This is a genomic window from Pseudonocardia sp. C8 (assembly GCF_014267175.1).
GTDB lineage: Bacteria > Actinomycetota > Actinomycetes > Mycobacteriales > Pseudonocardiaceae > Pseudonocardia.
The window spans coordinates 2705742-2724774 of sequence record NZ_JACMTR010000002.1 but is presented as its reverse complement, the minus strand read 5'-3'; the positions used below and the strand labels follow the sequence as shown (position 1 = coordinate 2724774).

The window sequence follows — 19033 nt, the reverse complement described above, 5'->3', positions numbered from 1 at the left end:
GGACGACAGTGCTCGGCGGGCCGCTCTGGCGTCGAGACGGAATCGGTGGTCGTCGTTTCATTGACGATCTGCTTGCGTCAATGAATCATTGACCCATGAACTTCGAGGAGGCACAGCGCTGGCTGGAACGGGCCGACCCGGCGATCGCCCGGAAGCGGACCTCGCTCACCGACCAGCTCGAGGACATGAAGCAGCAGGCGGCCGACGGCGTCCTCACCCGGGACGCGGCGGCCGCCTGGTACGCGATCGTCCAGGAGCTGCGCCGGCGGGCCGACGCCTACGAGCGCGATCTCATCCGCACGCTGCGCTCGGACGGTCTGACCTGGCAGCAGGTGGCCGACGCCGTGCAGGCCCAGATGTCGAGCCGGCAGGCCGCGCAGGCCAAGTGGAAGCGGCTCATCGACCCCACGCGGCGCACCACCAACGGCGTCATGCGCCGTGGCGGGCGACCGCGGAACGACGCGACCGGCTGACCCGTCGAGATCACCCGTCGTGGAGCGCGGCGTTCGCTCCACGACGGGTGAGGAACCCGGAGCGAGACCCCTCCCCTGCCCTGCCGGGTCGCCGTCGGGGCGGCCGGCTCGGTCGTCGTTTCGTTGACGATCTGCTGGCGTCAATGAAACATTGACTACGTGGTCGGAGGGTGCCGCGGGCTGGTCTGTGCCGCGTCGGCGAGCTCGTTCGGCGTCCCCGGGGGCCGCCACGGGTCCGAGCCGGTCCGGTCCCTGCGCTACGAGCTCGGGCCGCCCGCCCGTCCCGGCAACAGCGACGCGACGAGGACGCGCACCAGCCACTCGCGGAACGCCTCCGGCGGCCACCCGCGGTCGAGGACGAGCCGCCGGAACGCCGCGCCGTCGTTCTGGGCCCAGCACACGTCCGCCGCATACGCGCGGTCGATGCCGGGCCGCAGGCCGCCGATCCGGTCGAGATGCTCCGCGAACGCCCGGGCACCGTCGTGGCGTTCGGCGTCGGCCCGCGCGAGCAGCGCGGCGGCGTCCGGGTCGACGTCGGCGGCCGCGGCGAGCACCCGGCCGATCGCGGCCGCCCGCTCCTGGGTCTCCACGACCATGGCGGCCCACAGCCGGACCGACTCGGTCGGGTCGGTGCTGGCCAGGATCCGGTGCACGGCCGGGCGGTCGGCCATCGGCACCGGCTCGTCGTCGCCGACCAGCGACCAGCCCCAGGCCAGCTCGAGCAGCGCCGCCTTGCCGCCGACCGCGTTGAACACGGTCTTGCGGCTCACGCCCGCCCGATCGGCGACGGCGTCGAGCGTGGTCGCCGCGTAGCCGTGCCGCAGGAACAGCGCCGTCGCGGCCTCGACGACCGTCCGGCGCGTCTCGCGGGCCTGCCGGGCCCGCAGGTCGGAGCGGTACGGGCGGCGCTCGCTCGTCGTCTCCCCCATCGTTCTCCCGTCCGGCCTTGACGGCGCGACACATTCGGTTCACTCTTCGAGTAATGAATACCTGCTGAGGGTAGCCGAGGGGTGGCCGGTATGCGAATCGCGATCATCGGTGCAGGTCCGACCGGTCTGTTCCTCGCCGCGGCACTGGCCCGCCGCGGGCACCGCGTCACCGCCGTCGACCGGGATCCCGGCCCGGCGCCGGACGGCTGGCGTCGCCGCGGCGTGATGCAGTTCCACCACGCGCACGCGTTCCGCGGGCAGGTCCCCGACGCGCTCGAGGCCGAGCTGCCGGAGGCGCACGCCGCCTGGCTGGCCGCCGGGGCCGAGCCGATCGACGTCACGCTGCCGGACGGCCGGGTCGTCCGCGGCGGGATGCGGTCGCGCCGGGAGACCTTCGAACGGGTCCTGCGCGCCGTCGTGGGCGCCCGGCCCGGGGTGGAGCTGCGCTGCGACCACGTCGAGGCGGTGACGTTCGACCGGGCCGGGCGCGCGGACGGCGTCCGCGTCGGGCGTGCGCACCTACCGGCCGACCTGGTGATCGACGCATCGGGCCGGGCCGGCCGGGTGACCCGCCCGCTGCGGGGCCCGGCCGCCGTCACCGGCCGGACCGGGATCGCCTACGTGGACCGCCAGTACCGGCTGCACGACGGCGCCGAGCCCGGGCCGATGACCAACCTGATCGCCTGGCAGGCCGACCTCGACGGCTACCAGGTGATCATCTTCCTGCACGAGCGGGGGATCTTCTCGGTGCTGATCGTGCGCCCGGTCGACGACCCGGACCTCGTCGGTCTCCGGCACGAGGCCGCGTTCGAGGCCGCCTGCGCCGCCGTGCCGGGGCTGGCCACCTGGACCGACCCCGGACGGTCCCGGCCGATCACACCGGTGCTCGCCGGCGGCGAGCTCGTCAACCGCTACCGGGGCCAGGCCGGGCCCGACGGGGCCGCGCACCGGGGGCTGATCTTCGCCGGGGACGCGGTCTGCACGACGACGCCGATGTTCGGCCGCGGGATCACCACCTCGTTCCTGCAGGCCCGCGAGCTGCTCCGGCTGCTCGACCGGCACGGCGACGACCTCGATCCGGTCCCCGCCGCGTTCGACGCGTGGTGCGAGACCCACATGCGGCCGTGGGTGGAGGACCACGTCCGGATGGACGACGCGACCGTGCGCCGGTGGGCGGGCGAGGACGTCGACCTCACCCGCCGCCTGCCGTCCGACCTGATCATGGCGGCCGCCGCGGTGGACCCCGAGATCGCCCCGGCGCTCGGGCCCTACCTCGGCATGCTGGCCGGGCCGGCCAGCCTGGACGCGGTCGAGCCGCGGGCGGCCGCCGTGTACCGGTCCGGGTGGCGCCCGCCACCGGCCGAGGGACCGGGTCGCCGGGAGCTCGCCGAGATCGTCCGCGGGGTGCTGGCCGCGGCCTGACACGGTGCGCACCCTCCCCGCGGCCCGCTCGTTGTACCGCGCGGTAACCGGCATGCGGGGAGGCGGCGGGGATGGACCGACGGCGGTGGGGCGCGATCTTCTCGATCGTGCTGGCGACGATCGTGGTCGGGGTGGCGCTCGTCGGCCCCGCCCAGGCGGCACCCGCGCCGGCGGCGGTCCCCGCTCCGGCGCTGATCGACCCGCCCCCGCCCGGCGCGAACGACTGGAGCTGCCGGCCGAGCGCCGAGCACCCGAACCCGGTCGTGCTGGTGCACGGGCTGACCGGGAACCAGGCGAACAACTGGGGCTACGTCTCCCCGCGGCTCGCGCAGCGCGGGTACTGCGTGTTCTCGCTGACCTACGGCCGCAGCCCGCTCGCGCCGCCGCCGCTGAGCCAGGCCGGCGGGCTCGCGCCGATGGAGGAGAGCGCCGAGGAGCTGGCGTCGTTCGTCGACCGCGTGCTCGAGACGACCGGCGCGGAGAAGGTCGACATCGTCGGCCACTCCGAGGGCTCGCTCATGCCGAACCACTGGGTGAAGTTCCTCGGCGGCGCCGAGCACGTCGACCGCTACGTCGGCCTCACCCCGCTCTGGGACGGCACGAACACCGGCGGGCTCGCGTTCCTCAACCGCAGCGGCCAGCAGCTGGGCCTCGGGCCGGCGGTCGGGACCGTCCTCGACCCGCTGTGCGCGGCCTGCCGGCAGGTCCTGCGCGGGTCGGACTTCCTCGAGCGGATGAGCTCCGGCGGCGGGCCGCGGGTCGACGGCGTCACCTACACGATGATCATGACCCGGTACGACGAGCTGGTCGTCCCGTACACGTCCGGGATGATGGACGGCGCGGACAACATCGTCCTGCAGGAGGGCTGCCCGGCCGACCTGGCCGAGCACGTGGCCGTCGCGTTCGACCCGGTGGCGTTGCAGCACATCACCAACGCGCTCGACCCGGCGCACGCGCAGCCGGTGCGGTGCCTTCCGGTCGGTCCGGAGGCCCCCACCGCCTCCTGACGGTGTCGCCGCCGGCGTGATCCTCCTGACTGCTGCTGCCGGCGCGAGTGCCACTGTCGGCGAGGTGCCACTGTCGGCGCGGCGTGCGAGGGTGCGCCGGTGACCGCCGACGTGAGCACGCCCGAGGACCTGGTCGCCGCTGCCCGGTCCGGCGAGCCGGTACAGGATCCGCAGCTCGACCAGGTCGACCTGCGCGGGGCCGACCTCGCCGGTCTGGTCCTGCGCGGTGGCTCGCTCGCAGGTGCGGACCTGCGCGGGGCCCGGCTGGACCGGGTTCGGGTCGCGGGGACATCGCTGTCCGGCGCGGACCTGCGGGAGGCCGACCTGACCGACGCCGTCCTGACCGGGGCCGACCTGTCCGGTGCCCGGTTCGCCGGCGCGATCCTCGGCGACACCCGGTTCGACGCCTGCCGCATGATCGGCGTCTCGCTGCGCGGGATGCGCGGGCTGACGGCGTCGTTCGTGCTGACCGGCTGCAACCTGCAGGTCGCCGACCTCGCCGAGGTGAACCTGCGCGGGCTGCGGATCGCCGAGTGCGACCTGTCGGAGGCCGACCTGTCCGGCACCGACCTGCGGGCGGTCACGTTCGAGCGCTGCCGGCTGCGCGGGACGGTCCTGCGTGCCGCCCGGCTGGAGCAGGCCGACCTGCGCACGAGCGACCTGGGCGAGATCACCCCGGACACCCCCCGGGAGCTGCGCGGCGCGATCGTCTCGCCGGCCCAGGCCGCGGCGGTCTGCGCGGCGCTCGGGTTGACGGTCCTCGACTAGCGTGCTCAGCCGGTGGTGTCGCGGACCTGCCCGGTGACCCACGGGGCGTCGTCGCAGCCCTCGCCGGCGACGGTCAGCGGGCCGAGCCGGAGCAGGTCCGTCGCGCGGCAGTCCTCCCCCGGTTCCGGGGCGGGCCGGTCGTCGGTGGGGCTGCGCGGGGCGGGCCCGTCAGGGGCGGGACCGTGCGGGTCGGGGCTGCGTGGCGCGTGCACGACCGGCCGGGACGGCGCCGCCGCCCTCTCCTGCCGCGCGGCCTCCTCGTCGAGGTAGGCGGCCAGCTCGGCGTCGCCGGCGGCGCGGGCCCGCTCGGCCCGGTCGGCGGCCTGCCGGCGGAGCTCCTCGGCGACCGTGCTGACCCGGGCCGCCGCCCGCGCGCCGGCGGTCTCGTGCGCCCGGACCGCGTCGCGAGCGCCGGCGACCGCGTCCATGGTGGCCTCGCCGCGACCCGGCAGCGGCCCGGACGCGAACGTGCCGGGCGCGGTGACGGCACCCGGCAGCGTCACGGTGGCCGGCACCGCCGGTCCGGCGGTGTCCGGGATCGCCCCGGCCAGCAGCACGGTGACCACGCCGGCACCACCGATCAGGGGCACCGCAGCCAGCAGGGCGCGACGAGCGGGTGTCGTGCGGGTGTGCCGGTGCCGTCCGGTCATCGTGATCGCCCCCTCCCCGATCTCCGTATCCGTTGCCGGACACGACGAAACACCCGAGCCGGTCAGCCGCCCTGCGCGGCGAGCAGCTGGCCGTCGAGCCACGGGTCCAGGGAGCGTTCGCGGCCCTGCGCGTCGACGTAGCCGCAGTCCTTGTTGGTGATCTCGTGGGGACGCTCGGGGTCGTCGAACCGGGCTGGGCCGGTCAGGTCGCAGGTACCGGTCCCCCGCCCTCGCTGGTTCTGCTCGGCCTGCTGGTCGCGTTCGGCCCGCTCCGCCACTGCGCGGGCGGCGTCGGCGGCGGCCGTCGCCGCCGGGCCGGACTCGGGCAGCTCGAGCACCGGAGCGGTGCGGGGTGGTGGTGCCGCGACGACGGCGGCCCCGGCCGCGATGGTCGGTGGCGGTGCGCCCGGTGCGAGGAGGTCGCTGCCGGCGACGAGGGCCACCACGGCGACGACCGCGGCAACGGCGGCCACGACCGGAACGGCGGCCCGGGCGGCACGGCGGGCCGGGGACCGGCGTACCCGGGGCGCACGATGACGTCCCCCCATCAGCACCCTCCCCGTCGGTCCGAACGGCGTAGCCGCCTGCTTGATGATGGACCGTCCGGGCCGTGACCGCGACCATCCGGTCGGGTGGTCGCTCGGCGGGGACGGCGCGAGCCCGGCTCCCCTGCCTCCTCCGGCACAGCCGGGGGCGCTGCGGCCCGGCCTCGGCGCCCTGCCGCGAGGTGCACGTTGGCGTCCTGCCGGGGACGAGTGCGCGCAGATCGACTTCGCCGACGCCGGTCGAGGTGCACGGTGTCGCCGGGGCACGGCCGCGATCGTGCTGATCGACTCCGTGGGGCCGGTCGAGCGGCACCTCTCCGCCCACGCCCTGGCGCGTTCGTGCATATCGACCCGGGCGAGCCACTCGATCTGCACCTTCCGGCCGCACAGAGGACGACTACGCGCTGATCGACCCACGCGAGCCGTCGAGCAGCACCTTTCCGCCGCCCCACGGGCGCCTGCGTGCAGATCGACTCACGCGAGCCGGTCGAGCGGCACGTTTCCGCCCCGAGCCGGGCGGATTCGTGCAGATCGACTCACGCGAGCCGATCGAGCGGCACGTTTCGGCCCGCGACCCGGCGCGTTCGTGCAGATCGACTCCCGCGAGCCGGACGAGCAGCGCGTTTCCGCCGTGCCACGGGCACCTTCGTGCTGATCCACCCCGTGGCGCCCGTCGGCGTGCACGTTCGCGCCCGGTGCGGGGCGGATTCGTGCGACTCACCCGGTCGGCGGCGCTTAGAGCTGGGCAGCGATCTCGGTGCCGAGCACCTGCTCCCGGATCCCGCTCCAGGGGTCGCGGAGCTGATCCGGGTCGTCGCGGTGGGTGCCACGCACCTGCGCCGGGGCCTCGGGGCGGGGCTCGAGCCGGGTCTCGGCGCGGAGGTGGCGCGCCCGAGCCTGCGCCTCGCCCCGGATCTCGCGCACGTCCGCCCGGACCTCGGCCCGGAGGACGCGCACCTGCGCCCGGACCTCGTCGCCGACATCGCGGGCGTGGCGGCCGGGTCGCTCGACCGGTGCGGGTTCGTGCGGCACGGCGGGCGACGGGCGGTCGTGCGGTGCGGTGCGTGGCTGCGGGAGCCCGGGCACGGCCGGTGCAGGTGGGACCGGAGGCGTGGCGGGGCGAGCGCCCGAAGGGCCGGACCGGGCTCCCGGGCCACTCGGTGCGCCGGGGCCGGGCTGCACCCGGTGGCCAGGCTGCGACCCATGTCCGGGCTGACACCCGTGGCCGGGCGGCGCCCCTTGTCCGGGCTGCGGCCCGAGTCGAGGCTGCGATCCGCCCGGGCATCCCGGCGCGGGCCCATGCGCCGCTCCGGCCCCCGGCTGCGACGACACCCCAGGCTGCGACGATGCCCCAGGCTGCGAGGAGGCCCCCGGCTGCATCGAGGCGGCGGATCCCCGCTGCGCGGCACCGGTTCCGCCCCGCGACCCGACCGCCGTACCGCTCTCCCCCGACCCCGACCCGGATACCGACCCAGACCCAGACCCAGACCGCGACCCCACCGAGGACGGCGCCGAACCCACCGGGACACCGCCGACGTGCTCGGCCGCGCCCATGGCGTCCCGGGCCGCCCGCACCGGGTCACCGGGCAGCGCTCCGGCGGTCGCCGACGACCCGCCGTCCGGCCCGGGCCGCGGGGCGGCGCCCGGACCGCGCGGGAGGGTCGTGCCGGGCGTGGGCACCGCACCGGCCGGGCCCCGGCCACCGGGCTCGGGGCCACCCGGCCGCTGCGGCGCCCGGTCGCCGGTGAGCCCGCTGCCGATCACCACGGCGGCGGCGAGCGCCACCACACCGACCGACGGCACGGCGATCATCAGGGTTCGCCGGACCGGGCCCGGCCCGCTCGTACTCCGGTGCCTGCCCATGCGCGCCACCGCCTCCCGACGCAGAACCCGGTCGACTGCCGAGTCTGGACCAGCCGGCGGTGATCGGCCAGCGGCGGACGGCGGGCCCGCTCAGCCGGACACGGCGGCGTGCATCCGCGCGATCCGGTCCTTCCGCTCGGCGCGCAGCGCCAAAGCGGTCTCCAGGTCGACCTCCACGAACTTCGTCCGCGTCCGGGGCGCCGACTGCGCGACGACGTCGAGGTCACCGGACAGCACGGTCGCGACCATCATGTAGCCGCCTCCGGAGACGGCGTCGCGGTGCAGGATGATCGGCTCGACGCCGCCCGGCACCTGGATGGACCCGATCGGGTACGGCGAGTCGACGATGTTCGACGGGTCCTGCCCGGCCCCGAACGGCGGCTCCCGCTCGACGGTCTCCAGCTGGCCACCCGAATAGCGGAAGCCCATCCGGTCGGCCACCGGGGTCAGCGTCCAGACGGTGTCGAGGAACGTCGCCCGCCCCCGATCGGTGAGCCGGTGGTCGTAGAGCCCCATGACGACCCGCACCTCGACATCCTTGGACAGCGACGGGCGGAGGTCCTCGGGCACCACCAGGCCGGCGCGGCCGGAGCCGTCCCCGACCGGCAGCACGTCGCCCTCGGCGACGGGGCGTCCGTCGACGCCGCCGAGCGACCCGATCAGGTAGGTGGAACGGCTGCCGAGGTCGACCCGGGTGTCGAGCCCGCCGGACACCGCCAGGTAGGCCCGTGCGCCGGCCTTGAGGAAGTCGAAGTCGAGCACGTCCCCCTCGCCGACGGCGAAGGACTCCCACAGGGGCCGGGCCTCGCCGTTGACCCGCGGCGCGATCTCCGCCCCGGTGACGGCCACCACCGCCGGTCCGGTGAACCGCAGCTCCGGTCCCATGTAGACGATTTCCAGCGCGGCGGCGCCCGGCTCGTTGCCGGTCAGCGCGTTCGCGCAGGCCAGCGAGTACTGGTCCAGCGCACCCGACGGCGGGATGCCGAGGTGGTAGTAGCCGGCGCGGCCGCCGTCCTGCACGGTGGTGGACAGCCCGGGCTTGCGGACCTCGATCGTCGTGCCGGTCATGCCAGCCCCTCCAGCAACCGCTTGTTGTAGCCGTCCGGATCGTCCAGGAACGGCTGCAGGTCGAACTCGACGTCCTTGGTCGTGATCCGGTAGTCCCCCGCCTCGGCCTTCGCCTCCAACTCGTCGTACTCGTCCCGCTCGATCGGCCGGAACTTCACCATGTCACCGGGCCGCATGAACACCTTGTGCTCGGCGAAGTCCGGCTTGGTCTGCCGCGGGTCGTAGATCGGCGCCGGCGTGATCCCGAACATCTGGTACCCACCCGCCCCACGCACCGAATAGATGCACGAGAAACACCCGCCGTAACCGACCGTCTGCTTCGGCGTGTCCGTCCGCGGCCGCAGGTACTTCGGCACCACGATCTGCCGCTCCCGCGGCACCATCTGGTACTTGAACGGCAACCCCGCCACGAACCCCACCATCGAGGTGAACCACGGCGACCCCGAATGCGCCGCGACGAACTCCTCCACCGAGGCGTACCCGTTGATCCGCGCCGCGTACTCGATGTCGGTCGCCTCCGGATCCTGGTGCCGGTCCCGGAACCGCATCAACGTCTCGGTCGTCCACGGATCCCGGTACAGCACCGGGATCTCCACCACCCGGCAGTCCAGCGTCACCCCCAACGCGTCCCCGACCCGCTCCTCGAGCTCCTTCAGATGCGCCAGGAACGCGTACGGCTCCTGCACGTCCGGGTCGTACCGCACCTGGTACGACGCGTTCGCCGAACAGATCTCCAGGACCCCGTCCGGCCGCTCGGCACGCAACAGGTTCGTGATCGCCACGGCCTTGAAGTTCGCCTGCAGGCTCATCTCCTCGGCCAGCTCGACGAAGATGAACTCGTCACCACCCCAGCTGTAGCGGGCGCTCATGCGGTCTCCTTCCGGGAGGTGAGCCACTGTTCCAGCGTGCTGGTGTGGAAGTCCGCGGACGCCACCCACGGCTCGTCCACCAGCGTGCGCAGCAGCCCGGCGGTCGTCGGGACACCGTCCACGCCGAACTCGTCGAGGGCGCGCCGGGACCGGGCGAGTGCCTCGTCCCGGTCCGCGCCCCAGACGACGACCTTCGCCAGCAGCGAGTCGTAGTACGGCGGGACGGTCGCGTCGGGTTCCAGCCAGGTGTCGCAGCGGACCCACGGCCCGGAGGGCAGGGTGATCCGCCCGACACCACCGGGCTGCGGCAGGAAGTCCCGGTCCGGGTCCTCGGCCGTGACCCGGTACTCGATCGCGTGCCCGCGCCGGGCGATCGCGTCCTGGCCGAACCGCAGCGGATCCCCGGCCGCGACCCGCAGCTGCTCGGCGACCAGGTCGATCCCCGTGACGAGCTCGGTGGTCGGGTGCTCGACCTGGATGCGGGTGTTCATCTCGATGAAGAAGAACTCCCCGGTGGCGTCGTCGACGAGGAACTCGACGGTGCCGGCCGAGGTGTAGCCGACCTCGCGGCACAGGTCGACCGCGGCCGTCGTCATGGCCTCGCGCACGGCCTCGGTGATGCCCGGCGACACCGCCTCCTCGACGACCTTCTGGCGCCGCCGCTGCAGCGAGCACTCCCGCTCGAACAGGTGCACGGCCTCGGTCCCGTCGCCGAGCACCTGCACCTCGACGTGCCGGGCCAGCTCGACGTAGCGCTCCAGGTACATCGTCCCGTCGCCGAACGCCTTCTGCGCCTCGTGCGAGGCCTGCCCGAACGCGGTCCGCAGCGCCGCCTCGTCGTGCACCACCCGGATGCCGCGCCCGCCGCCGCCGGCCGCGGCCTTGAGCATCACCGGGTAGCCGACCTCGCGAGCCGCCTCGACGGCGGCGTCCACACCGGCCACGCCGCCCGGTGTCCCGGGCACGGTCGGCACGCCCGCGGCGCGGGCGACCTCGCGGGCGGCGACCTTGTCCCCCATCCGCTCGATGGTCGCCGCGGCCGGGCCGACGAAGGTCAGCCCGGCGTCGGCCACCGCGGCCGCGAACGACGCCCGCTCGGACAGGAACCCGTACCCCGGGTGGACGGCGTCGGCGCCGGTGTCCTTCGCTGCGGCCAGGATCGCGTCCCCGACCAGGTAGGACTTCGACGCCGGCGACGGTCCGATCTCGACGCTGGTGTCCGCGAGCCGGGTGTGCAGCGCGCCTGCGTCCGCCTTCGAGTGCACGGCGACCGTCGGGATCCCCAGGTCACGGGCGGCCCGGATGATCCGGACGGCGATCTCGCCGCGGTTGGCGACGAGCAGGCGCCTCACTGCGTCTCCACCACCGCCACCGGCTGGCCGGCGTCCACCTCGTCCTCGTCGGCGACGAGGAACTCGACCAGCGTCCCGGACACCCCGGCCGGGACCTGGTGGAACGACTTCATGACCTCGACCAGGCCGACCGGCGAGTCGTCGGTCACGGACGCGCCGTCCTCGGCGAACGGCGGGCTGTCCGGGTCGGGCCGGCGGTAGAACACACCGGGGATCGGGGAGACGATCTCATGACGGGACACGTGCGGGCTCCTCGGTTCGGGTGGGGCTTCAGTTCAGGTGGGGTTTCAGTGCGGTGTGGACGGCCTGCGCCAGCTCGACCGCGTTCGGGGTGTCGGAGTGCACGCAGACGCAGTCCGCGCGCACCGGGATCTCCTTGCCGTTCTCCGAGGTCGCCACGCCCTCGGTGACCGCGCGCAGCGCGCCGGCGGCCGCGGTCTCCGGGTCGAACGCGTGGTGCTCGCGGGTGATGATCAGTGAGCCGTCGTCGCGGTAGTCCAGGTCGGCGTAGTACTCCGAGAGGAACCCGGCGGGCCGGTCCCCCCACACCTTCTCGTGCACGGTGCCGGCCATGCCCATCAGCGGCACGCCGAACACGTCCGCGGCGTCGGCGACCGCCGCGGCGACCTCCTCGTCGCGCGAGGCCATGCCGTAGAGCGCGCCGTGCGCCTTGACGTGGTTGAGCTCCATGCCCTCGGCGCGCAGGAACCCGGTCAGCGCCCCGATCTGGTAGACGACGGCCGCGGTGAGCTCCTCGCGGTCCAGCTTCATCTCGCGCCGACCGAAGCCCTCCCGGTCCGGCAGCGACGGGTGCGCCCCGACCTGCACGCCGTGCCGCTTGGCGAGCTTCACCGTCCGGGACATCACCCGGGGGTCCGACGCGTGGAACCCGCACGCCACGTTGGCGACGGTCACGAACGGCATCAGCCCCTCGTCGTCGCCGCAGTGATAGATCGCGAACGACTCACCCATGTCGCAGTTGATGGCCACCATGTCCATGCCTCCTCTGCTGCGGGTACGTCAGGCAGTCTTCCCCGATGCGGCCGTGATCGCCCGCCAGACGGCCTGCGGCGTCGCCGGCATGTCCACGTGGGTCACGCCGAGGTGCGCCACGGCATCGATCACCGCGTTCACCACCGCCGGGGACGAGCCGATGGCGCCGGACTCGCCGATCCCCTTGACCCCCATCGGGTTCGTCGGCGACGGCGTCACCGTCTGCTCCAGCTCGAAGCTCGGCAGGTCGGTCGCCGAGGGCACCGTGTAGGACGCCAGGTTGCCGGCGGTCGGGTTGCCGGCGTCGTCGAACGTGGCGTGCTCGTAGAGCGCCTGCCCGATGCCCTGCGCGATGCCGCCGTGCAGCTGCCCCTCGACGATCGTCGGGTTCACCACGACCCCGCAGTCGTCGACGGCCACGTAGCGGCGGATCCGGGTGAAGCCGGTCTCGGTGTCCACCTCGGTCACGCAGACGTGGGTGCCGAACGGCCAGGTGAAGTTCGGCGGGTCGAACGCCGAGTCCGCGGTGAGGTTCGGTTCCATCCCGTCGGGCAGGTTCGCCGCCAGCGACGCGGCCCCGGCGACCTCCTGGATCGTCACCGACGGCCCGGACGTGCCGGCGACCTGGAACCGCCCGCCGTCGAACTCGAGGTCGGACTCGTCGGCCTCCAGCAGGTGCGCGGCGATCCGGGTGGCCTTGTCCAGCACCTTGCCCGCGGCCAGGTGCACCGCGGTACCGCCGACGGCGAGGCTGCGCGAGCCGTAGGTGTCCCGGCCGAACGGCGCGATCAGGGTGTCGCCGTGCAGCACCTCGACGTCGTCGGGGTGCACGCCGAGCCGGTCCGCGACGATCTGCGACCAGGCCGTCTCGTGGCCCTGGCCGTGCGGCGAGGTGCCGGTGACGACCTCGACCTTGCCGCTGGTCGTCATCCGGACGGTCGCCTGCTCCCACCCGCCGGACTGCAGCCGCACGCCGGCGGCCACCTTGGACGGGGACAGCCCGCCGGACTCGGTGAAGTTGCCGAAACCGATCCCGATCTGCACGGCCTCGCCGGACTCGCGGCGCCGCTTCTGCTCGGCGCGCAGCTCGTCGTAGCCGACGAGCTCCATCGCCTTGCGCATGCAGGTCTCGTAGTCGCCGGAGTCGTACTGGACCCCCGAGGGGACCGTCCGCGGCTCGTCGAACTTCGGGTGCAGGTTGCGCAGCCGCACCTCGGCCGCGTCCATGCCCAGCGCGCGGGCCAGGTCGTCCATGATCCGCTCGTGGCCGTAGGCGGCCTCGGAGCGCCCGGCGCCGCGGTAGGCGTCGGTCGGGGTGAGGTTGGTGAACACGCCCTTGGCCGTGAACGAGTAGCTGCCGAAGTCGTAGAGCCCGCAGAAGGTGAACGCGCCGAACACCGCGATGCCGGGGGTGAGCAGCTGCAGGTAGGCGCCCATGTCGGCGAGCAGCTCCACCCGCATCCCGAGGATCTTGCCGTCCTTCGTGGCGGCCACCGAGACGTCCTGGATCTGGCCGCGGCCGTGCGTGGTGGCCTGGTGGTGCTCGGAGCGGGTCTCGGTCCACTTCACCGGGGCGTTCAGCTTCCGGGCCAGCACCAGAGCCAGGAACTCCTCGGCGTAGACGTTGAGCTTGGCGCCGAACCCGCCGCCGACGTCCGGGGCCACCACCCGGATCTTCGTGTCCGGGATCCCGGTGCACGCGGCCAGGATGTCGCGCACGAAGTGCGGCACCTGGGTGGCGGTGTAGATCGTGAACCCGCCGCCCACCGGGTCCGGCACGCAGACCACCGCCCGCGGCTCCATCGGCGAGGGGACCAGCCGCTGCTGCAGGTAGCGGCCCTTCACCACGACGTCGGCCTCGGCGAACGCGGCGTCCACGTCGCCGGTGGCCAGCGGCCAGGTGTAGCAGTGGTTGGTGCCCAGCTCGGCGTGCACCAGCGGCGCGTCCTCGGCGAGCGCGTCGGCCATGTCGACCACGGCGGGGAGCTCGTCGTACTCGACGTCGACCAGGTCGGCGGCGTCCCGCGCGGCGGCCGAACTGCTGGCCAGGACGACGGCGACACCGTCGCCGACGTGGTTCACCTCGCCGCGGGCCAGCGGCCGGTGGTCGGGGACCTTGATGTCCTCGGTGACCGGCCAGCCGCACGGGATCCCGGCGAGGAACTCCTGGTCGACGTCCTCGGCGGTGTAGACGGCGCGCACCCCGGGATGCTGCCGGGCCGCGGTCGTGTCGATGCTCACGATCCGCGCGTGCGGCACCGGGCTGCGCACGAACGCCAGGTGCAGGGTCCCGGACGGGACGATGTCGTCGGTCCAGGTGGCCCGGCCGGTCAGGAGAGCCGGGTCCTCCTTGCGGGGCAGGCTCGTCCCGACATACCTCGGCGTGGTGGCGGTCACGCTCTTCCCTTCGACGACGACGGCGATCCGTGCCGGACAGCGTGATCCAGAACACCGGGGAGCGGTAGTGTACGAATCGTCGAGGTCGATCATCACAACACGACGATCTGGCAGGAGGACCGGTGGCGTTCACGCTGCGCGATCTCTGCAGGGACCGCAGTCTCGGCCTGCGGGTGGCGTGTCCCTCCGCGGATCTGGATCGTCGTATCTCCTGGGTGCATTCCAGCGAGCTCGGGGACCCGTCGCCGTACCTGGACGGCGGCGAGCTGCTGCTCACCACCGGCCTCGGTCCCGCACCCGACCCGGACGGCTACGTCGCCCGGCTCGCCCGGCACGGCCTCGCCGGGCTCGGGTTCGGCACGGGGCTCGGCCACGACCGGCACCTCCCTGCGGTCGCCGAGGCCTGCACCCGCCACGGCCTGCCGCTGGTCGAGGTGCCGGAACGGACCCCGTTCCTGGCCCTCACCAAGGCGGTGGCCGAGGCGCGGGCCAGCGAGCGCTACGCCGAGGTCGTCCGGACCGACGAGGCCCAGCGGGCGCTCACCGCGGCCGCGCTCGGCGGCGACCGCGACGCCGCCACCGGTCGCGTGCTCGACCGGCTGGCCGAGCGGCTCGAGGCGTGGGTGCTGCTCTCCGACGCCGACGACCGGGTCCGGCACGCCGCACCCCGCCAGGCGTCCCGCCGGGCTGCGGGGCTGGCCGGGGAGATCACCCGGGTCCGCGAGCACGCCGGGCCGTCCAGCGTCACCGTCGCGGCCGGGGACGGGCAGGTCGTGCTGCAACCGGTCCGGCTGGTCGGCCCCGCGGTGCTCGCCGTCGGCCGGGACCGCCAGTTCAGCCCGGTCGACCGGCAGGTCATCGGGTCGGCGGTGTCGGTGCTGACCCTCTCGCACGCGCGCAGCGCCGCCGCCGGGCGCGCCGAGCAGCGGCTGCGGACGGCCGTCCTGCGGGCGCTGACCACGCTCCCCGGATGCGGCGCCGAGCAGGTCCTCGCCGACACCTGGGGCCCGCTGCCCGGCGGCGACCTCGTGGTCGTCGCGCTCGGCGGGCGGTCACCGGCGACCCGGCCGGACGTCGTCGCCGACGCGCTCGACCGGGCCTCGGCCGGTTTCCACGCCGAGCTCGACGGCCGGGTCGTGGCCGTGGTCGGGGCCGAGGCCGTCGACCCGGTCCTCGCGCTGGTCGCCCGGCTCCGCGACGTGCGCGCCGGGATCTCCGACCCCGCTCCGGTGACCGGTCTCGGCGGGGCGCTGCGGGAGGCGAGCCGGGCGCTCGACACCGCCGAGCGCCGCGACCGGGCGGTGCTGCGGTTCGCCGACCTGGCGGGCAGCGGCCTGGCCGCGCTGGTGCCCGCCGAGGACGCCGCCGCGTTCGCCGAGTCGGTGCTCGCGCCGCTGGTCCGGCACGACGCCGAGCGCCGCGGCGACCTCGTCGGGTCGCTGCGGGAGTGGCTCGCCCACCACGGCCAGTGGGACCCGGCCGCGGCCCGGCTCGGGGTGCACCGGCACACGCTGCGGGCGCGGATCGAGAAGGCCGGTGCCCTGCTCGGGCGCGACCTGGACTCCCCCGGCGCGCGTGCCGAGCTCTGGTTCGCGCTGCACTCCCGGCCCGGCTGAACGACCGGCCCTCCAGGTGTTGACCTGAAGTCAGCTCCAGATCCTAGCGTCCCCGGCGAGCGGGCGGAACGGCCGCCCGCCGAGGCGAAGGAGCGTCCGACGTGAGCACCACCTCCACCACCGGCCCTGCGTCCGGCCCATCCGTCCCGGCCGGCACCCCCGGTGCGGACCGCGGCCGGGCCGGCCCGGTCCGGGTCGCGGTCGTCATCGGCAGCGTCCGGCCCCGGCGGTTCGGGCCGACCGCCGCCCGCTGGTTCGCCGGGGAGCTCGCCGGGCGCGACGACGTCACCGTCGACGTCGTCGACCTGCGGGACGCCGAGCTGTCCCCCGGCCTCGAGCACAGCGACCGCGCGCTGGGCCGGCGGCTCGCCGCGGCCGACGCGTTCGTCGTCGTCACCCCGGAGTACAACCACTCGTACCCGGGGCCGCTGAAGACCGCGATCGACTCCTTCCACGCCGAGTGGGCGGCCAAGCCGGTCGGGTTCGTCAGCTACGGCGGGCTCTCCGGCGGCATCCGGGCCGTCGAGCACCTGCGGCCGGTGTTCGTCGAGCTGCACGCCGTGCCGGTCCGGGACGCGGTGAGCCTGCACGAGTTCTGGTCGGCGTTCGGTGAGGACGGCCGGCCCACCGACGACGGCGCCGCCGCCGAGGCCGCGCACACGCTCGCCGGCCAGCTGGTGTGGTGGGGCCGCGCGCTGCGGGAGGCCCGGGCCGCGCACGGGTACGTCGCATGAGCGCGCCGGCCGGAACCCGCACCCGCTGGGGCGCCGTCGGCGCGCTCGGGCTGGCCATGCTCGCCGTGACCTCCGAGATCACCGTGGCCGCGGTCGCCCTGCCCGGCATCGGGGCCGACCTCGCCGTCGGGCCGGGTGCGACGGCGTGGGTGCTGCTGGCCTACACCGTGCCGATGGCGGCGCTCGGCATCCCGGCCGGGCGCTGGGGTGACCGGGCCGACCCGCGCCCGGTGTTCCTGCTGGCCCAGCTCGGGATCGTGCTCGGCACGGCGCTGACCGTGCTCGCGCCGGCGTTCCCGGTGCTGATCGCGGGCCGGGTGCTGCAGGGCGTCGCCGCGTCCCTGGTCGTGGCCGTCTACATGCCGATCGTGACGGCCGCGGTCCCGGCGGAGCGGCGCGGCCGGGCCATCAGCCTGATCATCATGGTGATGACGGTCGGGACGATGGCCGGTGCGCCGGCCGGGGGGCTGGTCGCCGACGCGTTCGGCTGGCGGGCGGTGTTCCTGGTCAAGCTGCCCGCGGTGCTGGCCGCCGTCGCCGCCGGCGCGGTCCTGCTGGACCGGCGCCGGGTCCGCGGGGTGCCCGCGCCGGGTCGGTCGCTGCTCGCCGAGGCGGTCCTGCTCGGCGGCGCGCTGACCGCGCTGCTGGTGGCACTCGACCAGGGAACCGGCCCGGCCTGGCGGGCCCCGGTCGCGGCCGCGGCCGCGGTCGCCCTGTTCGCCGGGTGGGTGCGGCTGCCCGCGGCGGGAGCCGTCCGGGCGATGGTCCGGCGGCCCGCGATCCGGGCGACGCTCGGCGCGCTGTTCGCGGTGTCGATGACGGCCGGGCTGGTGTCGTTCCTCGTGCCGTGGTTCGTCGCCGACGTCCTCACCGAGAGGAGCGCCAGCGGAACGAGCATCGGCACCGAGACGAGCGCCAGCGGAACGAGCATCGGCACCGAGACGAGCGCCAGCGGAACGAGCATCGGCACCGGCACGGCGGCGGCCAGCGGTTCGGCGCTGCTGGTGTTCGTCGGCGCGGTCGCGGCGGCCTCTCCGGTCGCCGGCTGGCTCACCGACCGGTACGGGCCGCTGCGGATCACCGTGGCCGGTGGGGTGTCCACCACGCTCGCGCTCGCGGCCCTGCTCCCGCTCGGGCCGGGCACCGGCTGGACCGGCCTCGCCGGCGGGATGGCGCTCGCCGGGCTCGCGGCCGGGCTGTTCAACCCGGCGGTCAACGCGGCCGTGCTGGCCGCCGCACCGCCGGGCACCGAGGGCGCCACCGGCGGGATCGCGATGACCGCGCGGACCGTCGGCAGCGCCGTCGGTCCCGCACTGGCCGCGCTGGGGTGGACGCTCACCGGCGGCGGGGGCTCCGGCTGGCGGCTCGGGGTGGGGATCCTGCTGGTCGCGGCCGCGGCCGGGACCGTCGTGGTGCTGCGGCCCGCGCTGCGGCCGGCGGCCGCCTGAGGACGGTGATCACGGATCGGGAGCGGATGCGGCCACCGGTGGCCGGATCGCCTCCCGATCCGTGATCACCCCGCTGGCAGACCGCGGACCGGTGTGCGGGGCTCGGTAAACTCGTGTGCATCCACACCGATCCGTCACTCCCCCGTCCCGCCCGGTGACCGCCGCCGAGCTCGTCCTGCTGTTCGCGGCCGGGGTCGGCGCCGGGCTGGTCGGTGCGGTCGCCGGTCTGGCGTCGCTGTTCTCGTACCCGGCGCTGCTCGCCGTGGGGCTGCCCGCGACCACCGCGAACGTCACCAACACGGTCTGCCTGCTGTTCCAGGGCGCCGGGTCAGTGTCCGGGTCGCGGCCCGAGCTGCGCGGCGCCGGTCACCAGGTGCGGCGCTGGGTCGGGCCGGCGCTGCTCGGCGGCGCCGCCGGGGCCGGCCTGCTGCTGCTGACGCCGGAGGGCGGGTTCGAGCGGATCGTGCCGTTCCTCGTCGCGGCCGCGTCCGCGTTGCTGCTCGTGCCACCGCGGCCCGGCACGGACCGGCCGCCGGGCCGCGGTGTGCCGCTCGGCGTGTTCGGGATCGCCGTCTACGGCGGCTACTTCGGGGCCGCCGCCGGGGTGCTCATGCTGGCGCTGCTCGCGTCGCTGCCCGGGACGACGCTGCTGCGGGCCAACGCGCTGAAGAACGTCCTGCTCTGGGCGGCGAACGCGGTCGCCGCGGTCGGCTTCGCGTTCCTCGGCGACGTCGCGTGGGTGGCGGTCCCGGCGCTCGCGCTGGGCCTGCTGCTGGGCGGGCGGCTCGGCCCGGCCGTCGCCCGCCGCGTACCCGCCCGGGCGCTGCGCGTCGGCATCGCGCTCGCCGGGCTCGGCCTGGCGGTGCACCTGTTCGTCGACGCGTGGCTGTAGGACGGCC

General features: G+C 75.1%; 18 protein-coding genes. 8 read left to right on the top strand and 10 right to left on the bottom strand.

What is annotated here, in order from left to right:
* Positions 1-95 precede the first annotated feature (95 nt).
* Positions 96-473 (top strand): hypothetical protein, encoded by a 378-nt coding sequence (locus tag H7X46_RS13190; RefSeq protein ID WP_186359690.1) that lies wholly within the window; start codon positions 96-98, stop codon positions 471-473.
* A 257-nt stretch (positions 474-730) separates the two neighbouring features.
* Here H7X46_RS13190 and H7X46_RS13185 read toward each other — a convergent pair whose 3' ends face one another.
* Positions 731-1402, bottom strand: coding sequence for a TetR/AcrR family transcriptional regulator (locus H7X46_RS13185; RefSeq protein ID WP_186359689.1), 672 nt, complete (start codon positions 1400-1402; stop codon positions 731-733).
* A 90-nt stretch (positions 1403-1492) separates the two neighbouring features.
* On the opposite strand from H7X46_RS13185, the gene H7X46_RS13180 reads away from it, so the two are divergent.
* The 3 genes from H7X46_RS13180 to H7X46_RS30390 all read left to right on the top strand — a co-directional run bounded on the left by H7X46_RS13180 (position 1493) and on the right by H7X46_RS30390 (position 4599).
* Positions 1493-2824: an NAD(P)/FAD-dependent oxidoreductase gene (locus H7X46_RS13180; RefSeq protein ID WP_186359688.1), complete on the top strand. Its 1332-nt coding sequence runs from the start codon at positions 1493-1495 to the stop codon at positions 2822-2824.
* A gap of 71 nt (positions 2825-2895) precedes the next feature.
* Entirely contained in the window at positions 2896-3831 is a 936-nt protein-coding gene (locus tag H7X46_RS13175) for a triacylglycerol lipase (protein ID WP_186359687.1), read from the top strand.
* Positions 3832-3930: 99 nt separating this feature from the next.
* Positions 3931-4599: a pentapeptide repeat-containing protein gene (locus H7X46_RS30390; RefSeq protein WP_186359686.1), complete on the top strand. Its 669-nt coding sequence runs from the start codon at positions 3931-3933 to the stop codon at positions 4597-4599.
* A gap of 5 nt (positions 4600-4604) precedes the next feature.
* On the opposite strand, the gene H7X46_RS13165 is transcribed toward H7X46_RS30390, so the two are convergent.
* The 9 genes from H7X46_RS13165 to H7X46_RS13125 form a co-directional block, all read right to left on the bottom strand.
* On the bottom strand, positions 4605-5249 hold the full coding sequence (locus H7X46_RS13165; protein WP_186359685.1) for a hypothetical protein: 645 nt from the start codon (positions 5247-5249) through the stop codon (positions 4605-4607).
* Between the two features lie 62 nt (positions 5250-5311).
* On the bottom strand, positions 5312-5797 hold the full coding sequence (locus H7X46_RS13160) for a hypothetical protein (protein ID WP_186359684.1): 486 nt from the start codon (positions 5795-5797) through the stop codon (positions 5312-5314).
* A 732-nt stretch (positions 5798-6529) separates the two neighbouring features.
* The gene (locus H7X46_RS13155; RefSeq protein ID WP_186359683.1) at positions 6530-6826 is read right to left on the bottom strand and encodes a hypothetical protein; all 297 of its coding nucleotides are present in this window, start codon (positions 6824-6826) and stop codon (positions 6530-6532) included.
* A gap of 921 nt (positions 6827-7747) precedes the next feature.
* A complete protein-coding gene (locus H7X46_RS13150) occupies positions 7748-8725 on the bottom strand; it encodes a biotin-dependent carboxyltransferase family protein (RefSeq protein ID WP_186359682.1) in 978 nt (325 codons plus the stop codon).
* Positions 8722-9594 (bottom strand): allophanate hydrolase subunit 1, encoded by an 873-nt coding sequence (locus H7X46_RS13145; protein WP_186359681.1) that lies wholly within the window; start codon positions 9592-9594, stop codon positions 8722-8724. Before H7X46_RS13145 ends, H7X46_RS13150 begins: the two co-directional genes overlap by 4 nt.
* Positions 9591-10946, bottom strand: a complete 1356-nt coding sequence (locus H7X46_RS13140) for an acetyl-CoA carboxylase biotin carboxylase subunit (protein ID WP_186359680.1) — start codon at positions 10944-10946, stop codon at positions 9591-9593. Before H7X46_RS13140 ends, H7X46_RS13145 begins: the two co-directional genes overlap by 4 nt.
* On the bottom strand, positions 10943-11188 hold the full coding sequence (locus tag H7X46_RS13135; protein ID WP_186359679.1) for an acetyl-CoA carboxylase: 246 nt from the start codon (positions 11186-11188) through the stop codon (positions 10943-10945). Before H7X46_RS13135 ends, H7X46_RS13140 begins: the two co-directional genes overlap by 4 nt.
* Before the next feature lie 28 nt (positions 11189-11216).
* On the bottom strand, positions 11217-11945 hold the full coding sequence (pxpA, locus tag H7X46_RS13130) for a 5-oxoprolinase subunit PxpA (protein WP_255426130.1): 729 nt from the start codon (positions 11943-11945) through the stop codon (positions 11217-11219).
* A 21-nt stretch (positions 11946-11966) separates the two neighbouring features.
* A complete protein-coding gene (locus H7X46_RS13125; protein ID WP_186359678.1) occupies positions 11967-14336 on the bottom strand; it encodes a xanthine dehydrogenase family protein molybdopterin-binding subunit in 2370 nt (789 codons plus the stop codon).
* Positions 14337-14458: 122 nt separating this feature from the next.
* Between H7X46_RS13125 and H7X46_RS13120 the strand changes: the two genes are divergently transcribed.
* The 4 genes from H7X46_RS13120 to H7X46_RS13105 all read left to right on the top strand — a co-directional run bounded on the left by H7X46_RS13120 (position 14459) and on the right by H7X46_RS13105 (position 19026).
* On the top strand, positions 14459-15952 hold the full coding sequence (locus H7X46_RS13120; protein WP_370588743.1) for a PucR family transcriptional regulator: 1494 nt from the start codon (positions 14459-14461) through the stop codon (positions 15950-15952).
* Between the two features lie 101 nt (positions 15953-16053).
* Positions 16054-16686 carry an NAD(P)H-dependent oxidoreductase gene (locus H7X46_RS13115; protein WP_186359677.1) on the top strand — a complete coding sequence of 211 codons (633 nt, stop codon included), beginning with the start codon at positions 16054-16056 and terminating at the stop codon, positions 16684-16686.
* Positions 16683-18134: an MFS transporter gene (locus tag H7X46_RS13110; protein ID WP_186359676.1), complete on the top strand. Its 1452-nt coding sequence runs from the start codon at positions 16683-16685 to the stop codon at positions 18132-18134. The genes H7X46_RS13115 and H7X46_RS13110 overlap by 4 nt, the downstream gene beginning before the upstream one ends.
* A 154-nt stretch (positions 18135-18288) precedes the next feature.
* A complete protein-coding gene (locus H7X46_RS13105; RefSeq protein WP_186359675.1) occupies positions 18289-19026 on the top strand; it encodes a sulfite exporter TauE/SafE family protein in 738 nt (245 codons plus the stop codon).
* The last annotated feature ends 7 nt before the right edge of the window (positions 19027-19033 follow it).

What these genes read in the sequence shown, in the direction of transcription:
- H7X46_RS13190 (WP_186359690.1), top strand. Translation starts at nt 96, where the DNA reads ATGAACTTCGAGGAGGCACAGCGCTGGCTGGAACGGGCCGACCCGGCG.
- H7X46_RS13185 (WP_186359689.1), bottom strand. Translation starts at nt 1,402, where the DNA reads ATGGGGGAGACGACGAGCGAGCGCCGCCCGTACCGCTCCGACCTGCGG.
- H7X46_RS13180 (WP_186359688.1), top strand. Translation starts at nt 1,493, where the DNA reads ATGCGAATCGCGATCATCGGTGCAGGTCCGACCGGTCTGTTCCTCGCC.
- H7X46_RS13175 (WP_186359687.1), top strand. Translation starts at nt 2,896, where the DNA reads ATGGACCGACGGCGGTGGGGCGCGATCTTCTCGATCGTGCTGGCGACG.
- H7X46_RS13165 (WP_186359685.1), bottom strand. Translation starts at nt 5,249, where the DNA reads ATGACCGGACGGCACCGGCACACCCGCACGACACCCGCTCGTCGCGCC.
- H7X46_RS13160 (WP_186359684.1), bottom strand. Translation starts at nt 5,797, where the DNA reads ATGGGGGGACGTCATCGTGCGCCCCGGGTACGCCGGTCCCCGGCCCGC.
- H7X46_RS13150 (WP_186359682.1), bottom strand. Translation starts at nt 8,725, where the DNA reads ATGACCGGCACGACGATCGAGGTCCGCAAGCCCGGGCTGTCCACCACC.
- H7X46_RS13145 (WP_186359681.1), bottom strand. Translation starts at nt 9,594, where the DNA reads ATGAGCGCCCGCTACAGCTGGGGTGGTGACGAGTTCATCTTCGTCGAG.
- pxpA (WP_255426130.1), bottom strand. Translation starts at nt 11,945, where the DNA reads ATGGACATGGTGGCCATCAACTGCGACATGGGTGAGTCGTTCGCGATC.
- H7X46_RS13110 (WP_186359676.1), top strand. Translation starts at nt 16,683, where the DNA reads ATGAGCGCGCCGGCCGGAACCCGCACCCGCTGGGGCGCCGTCGGCGCG.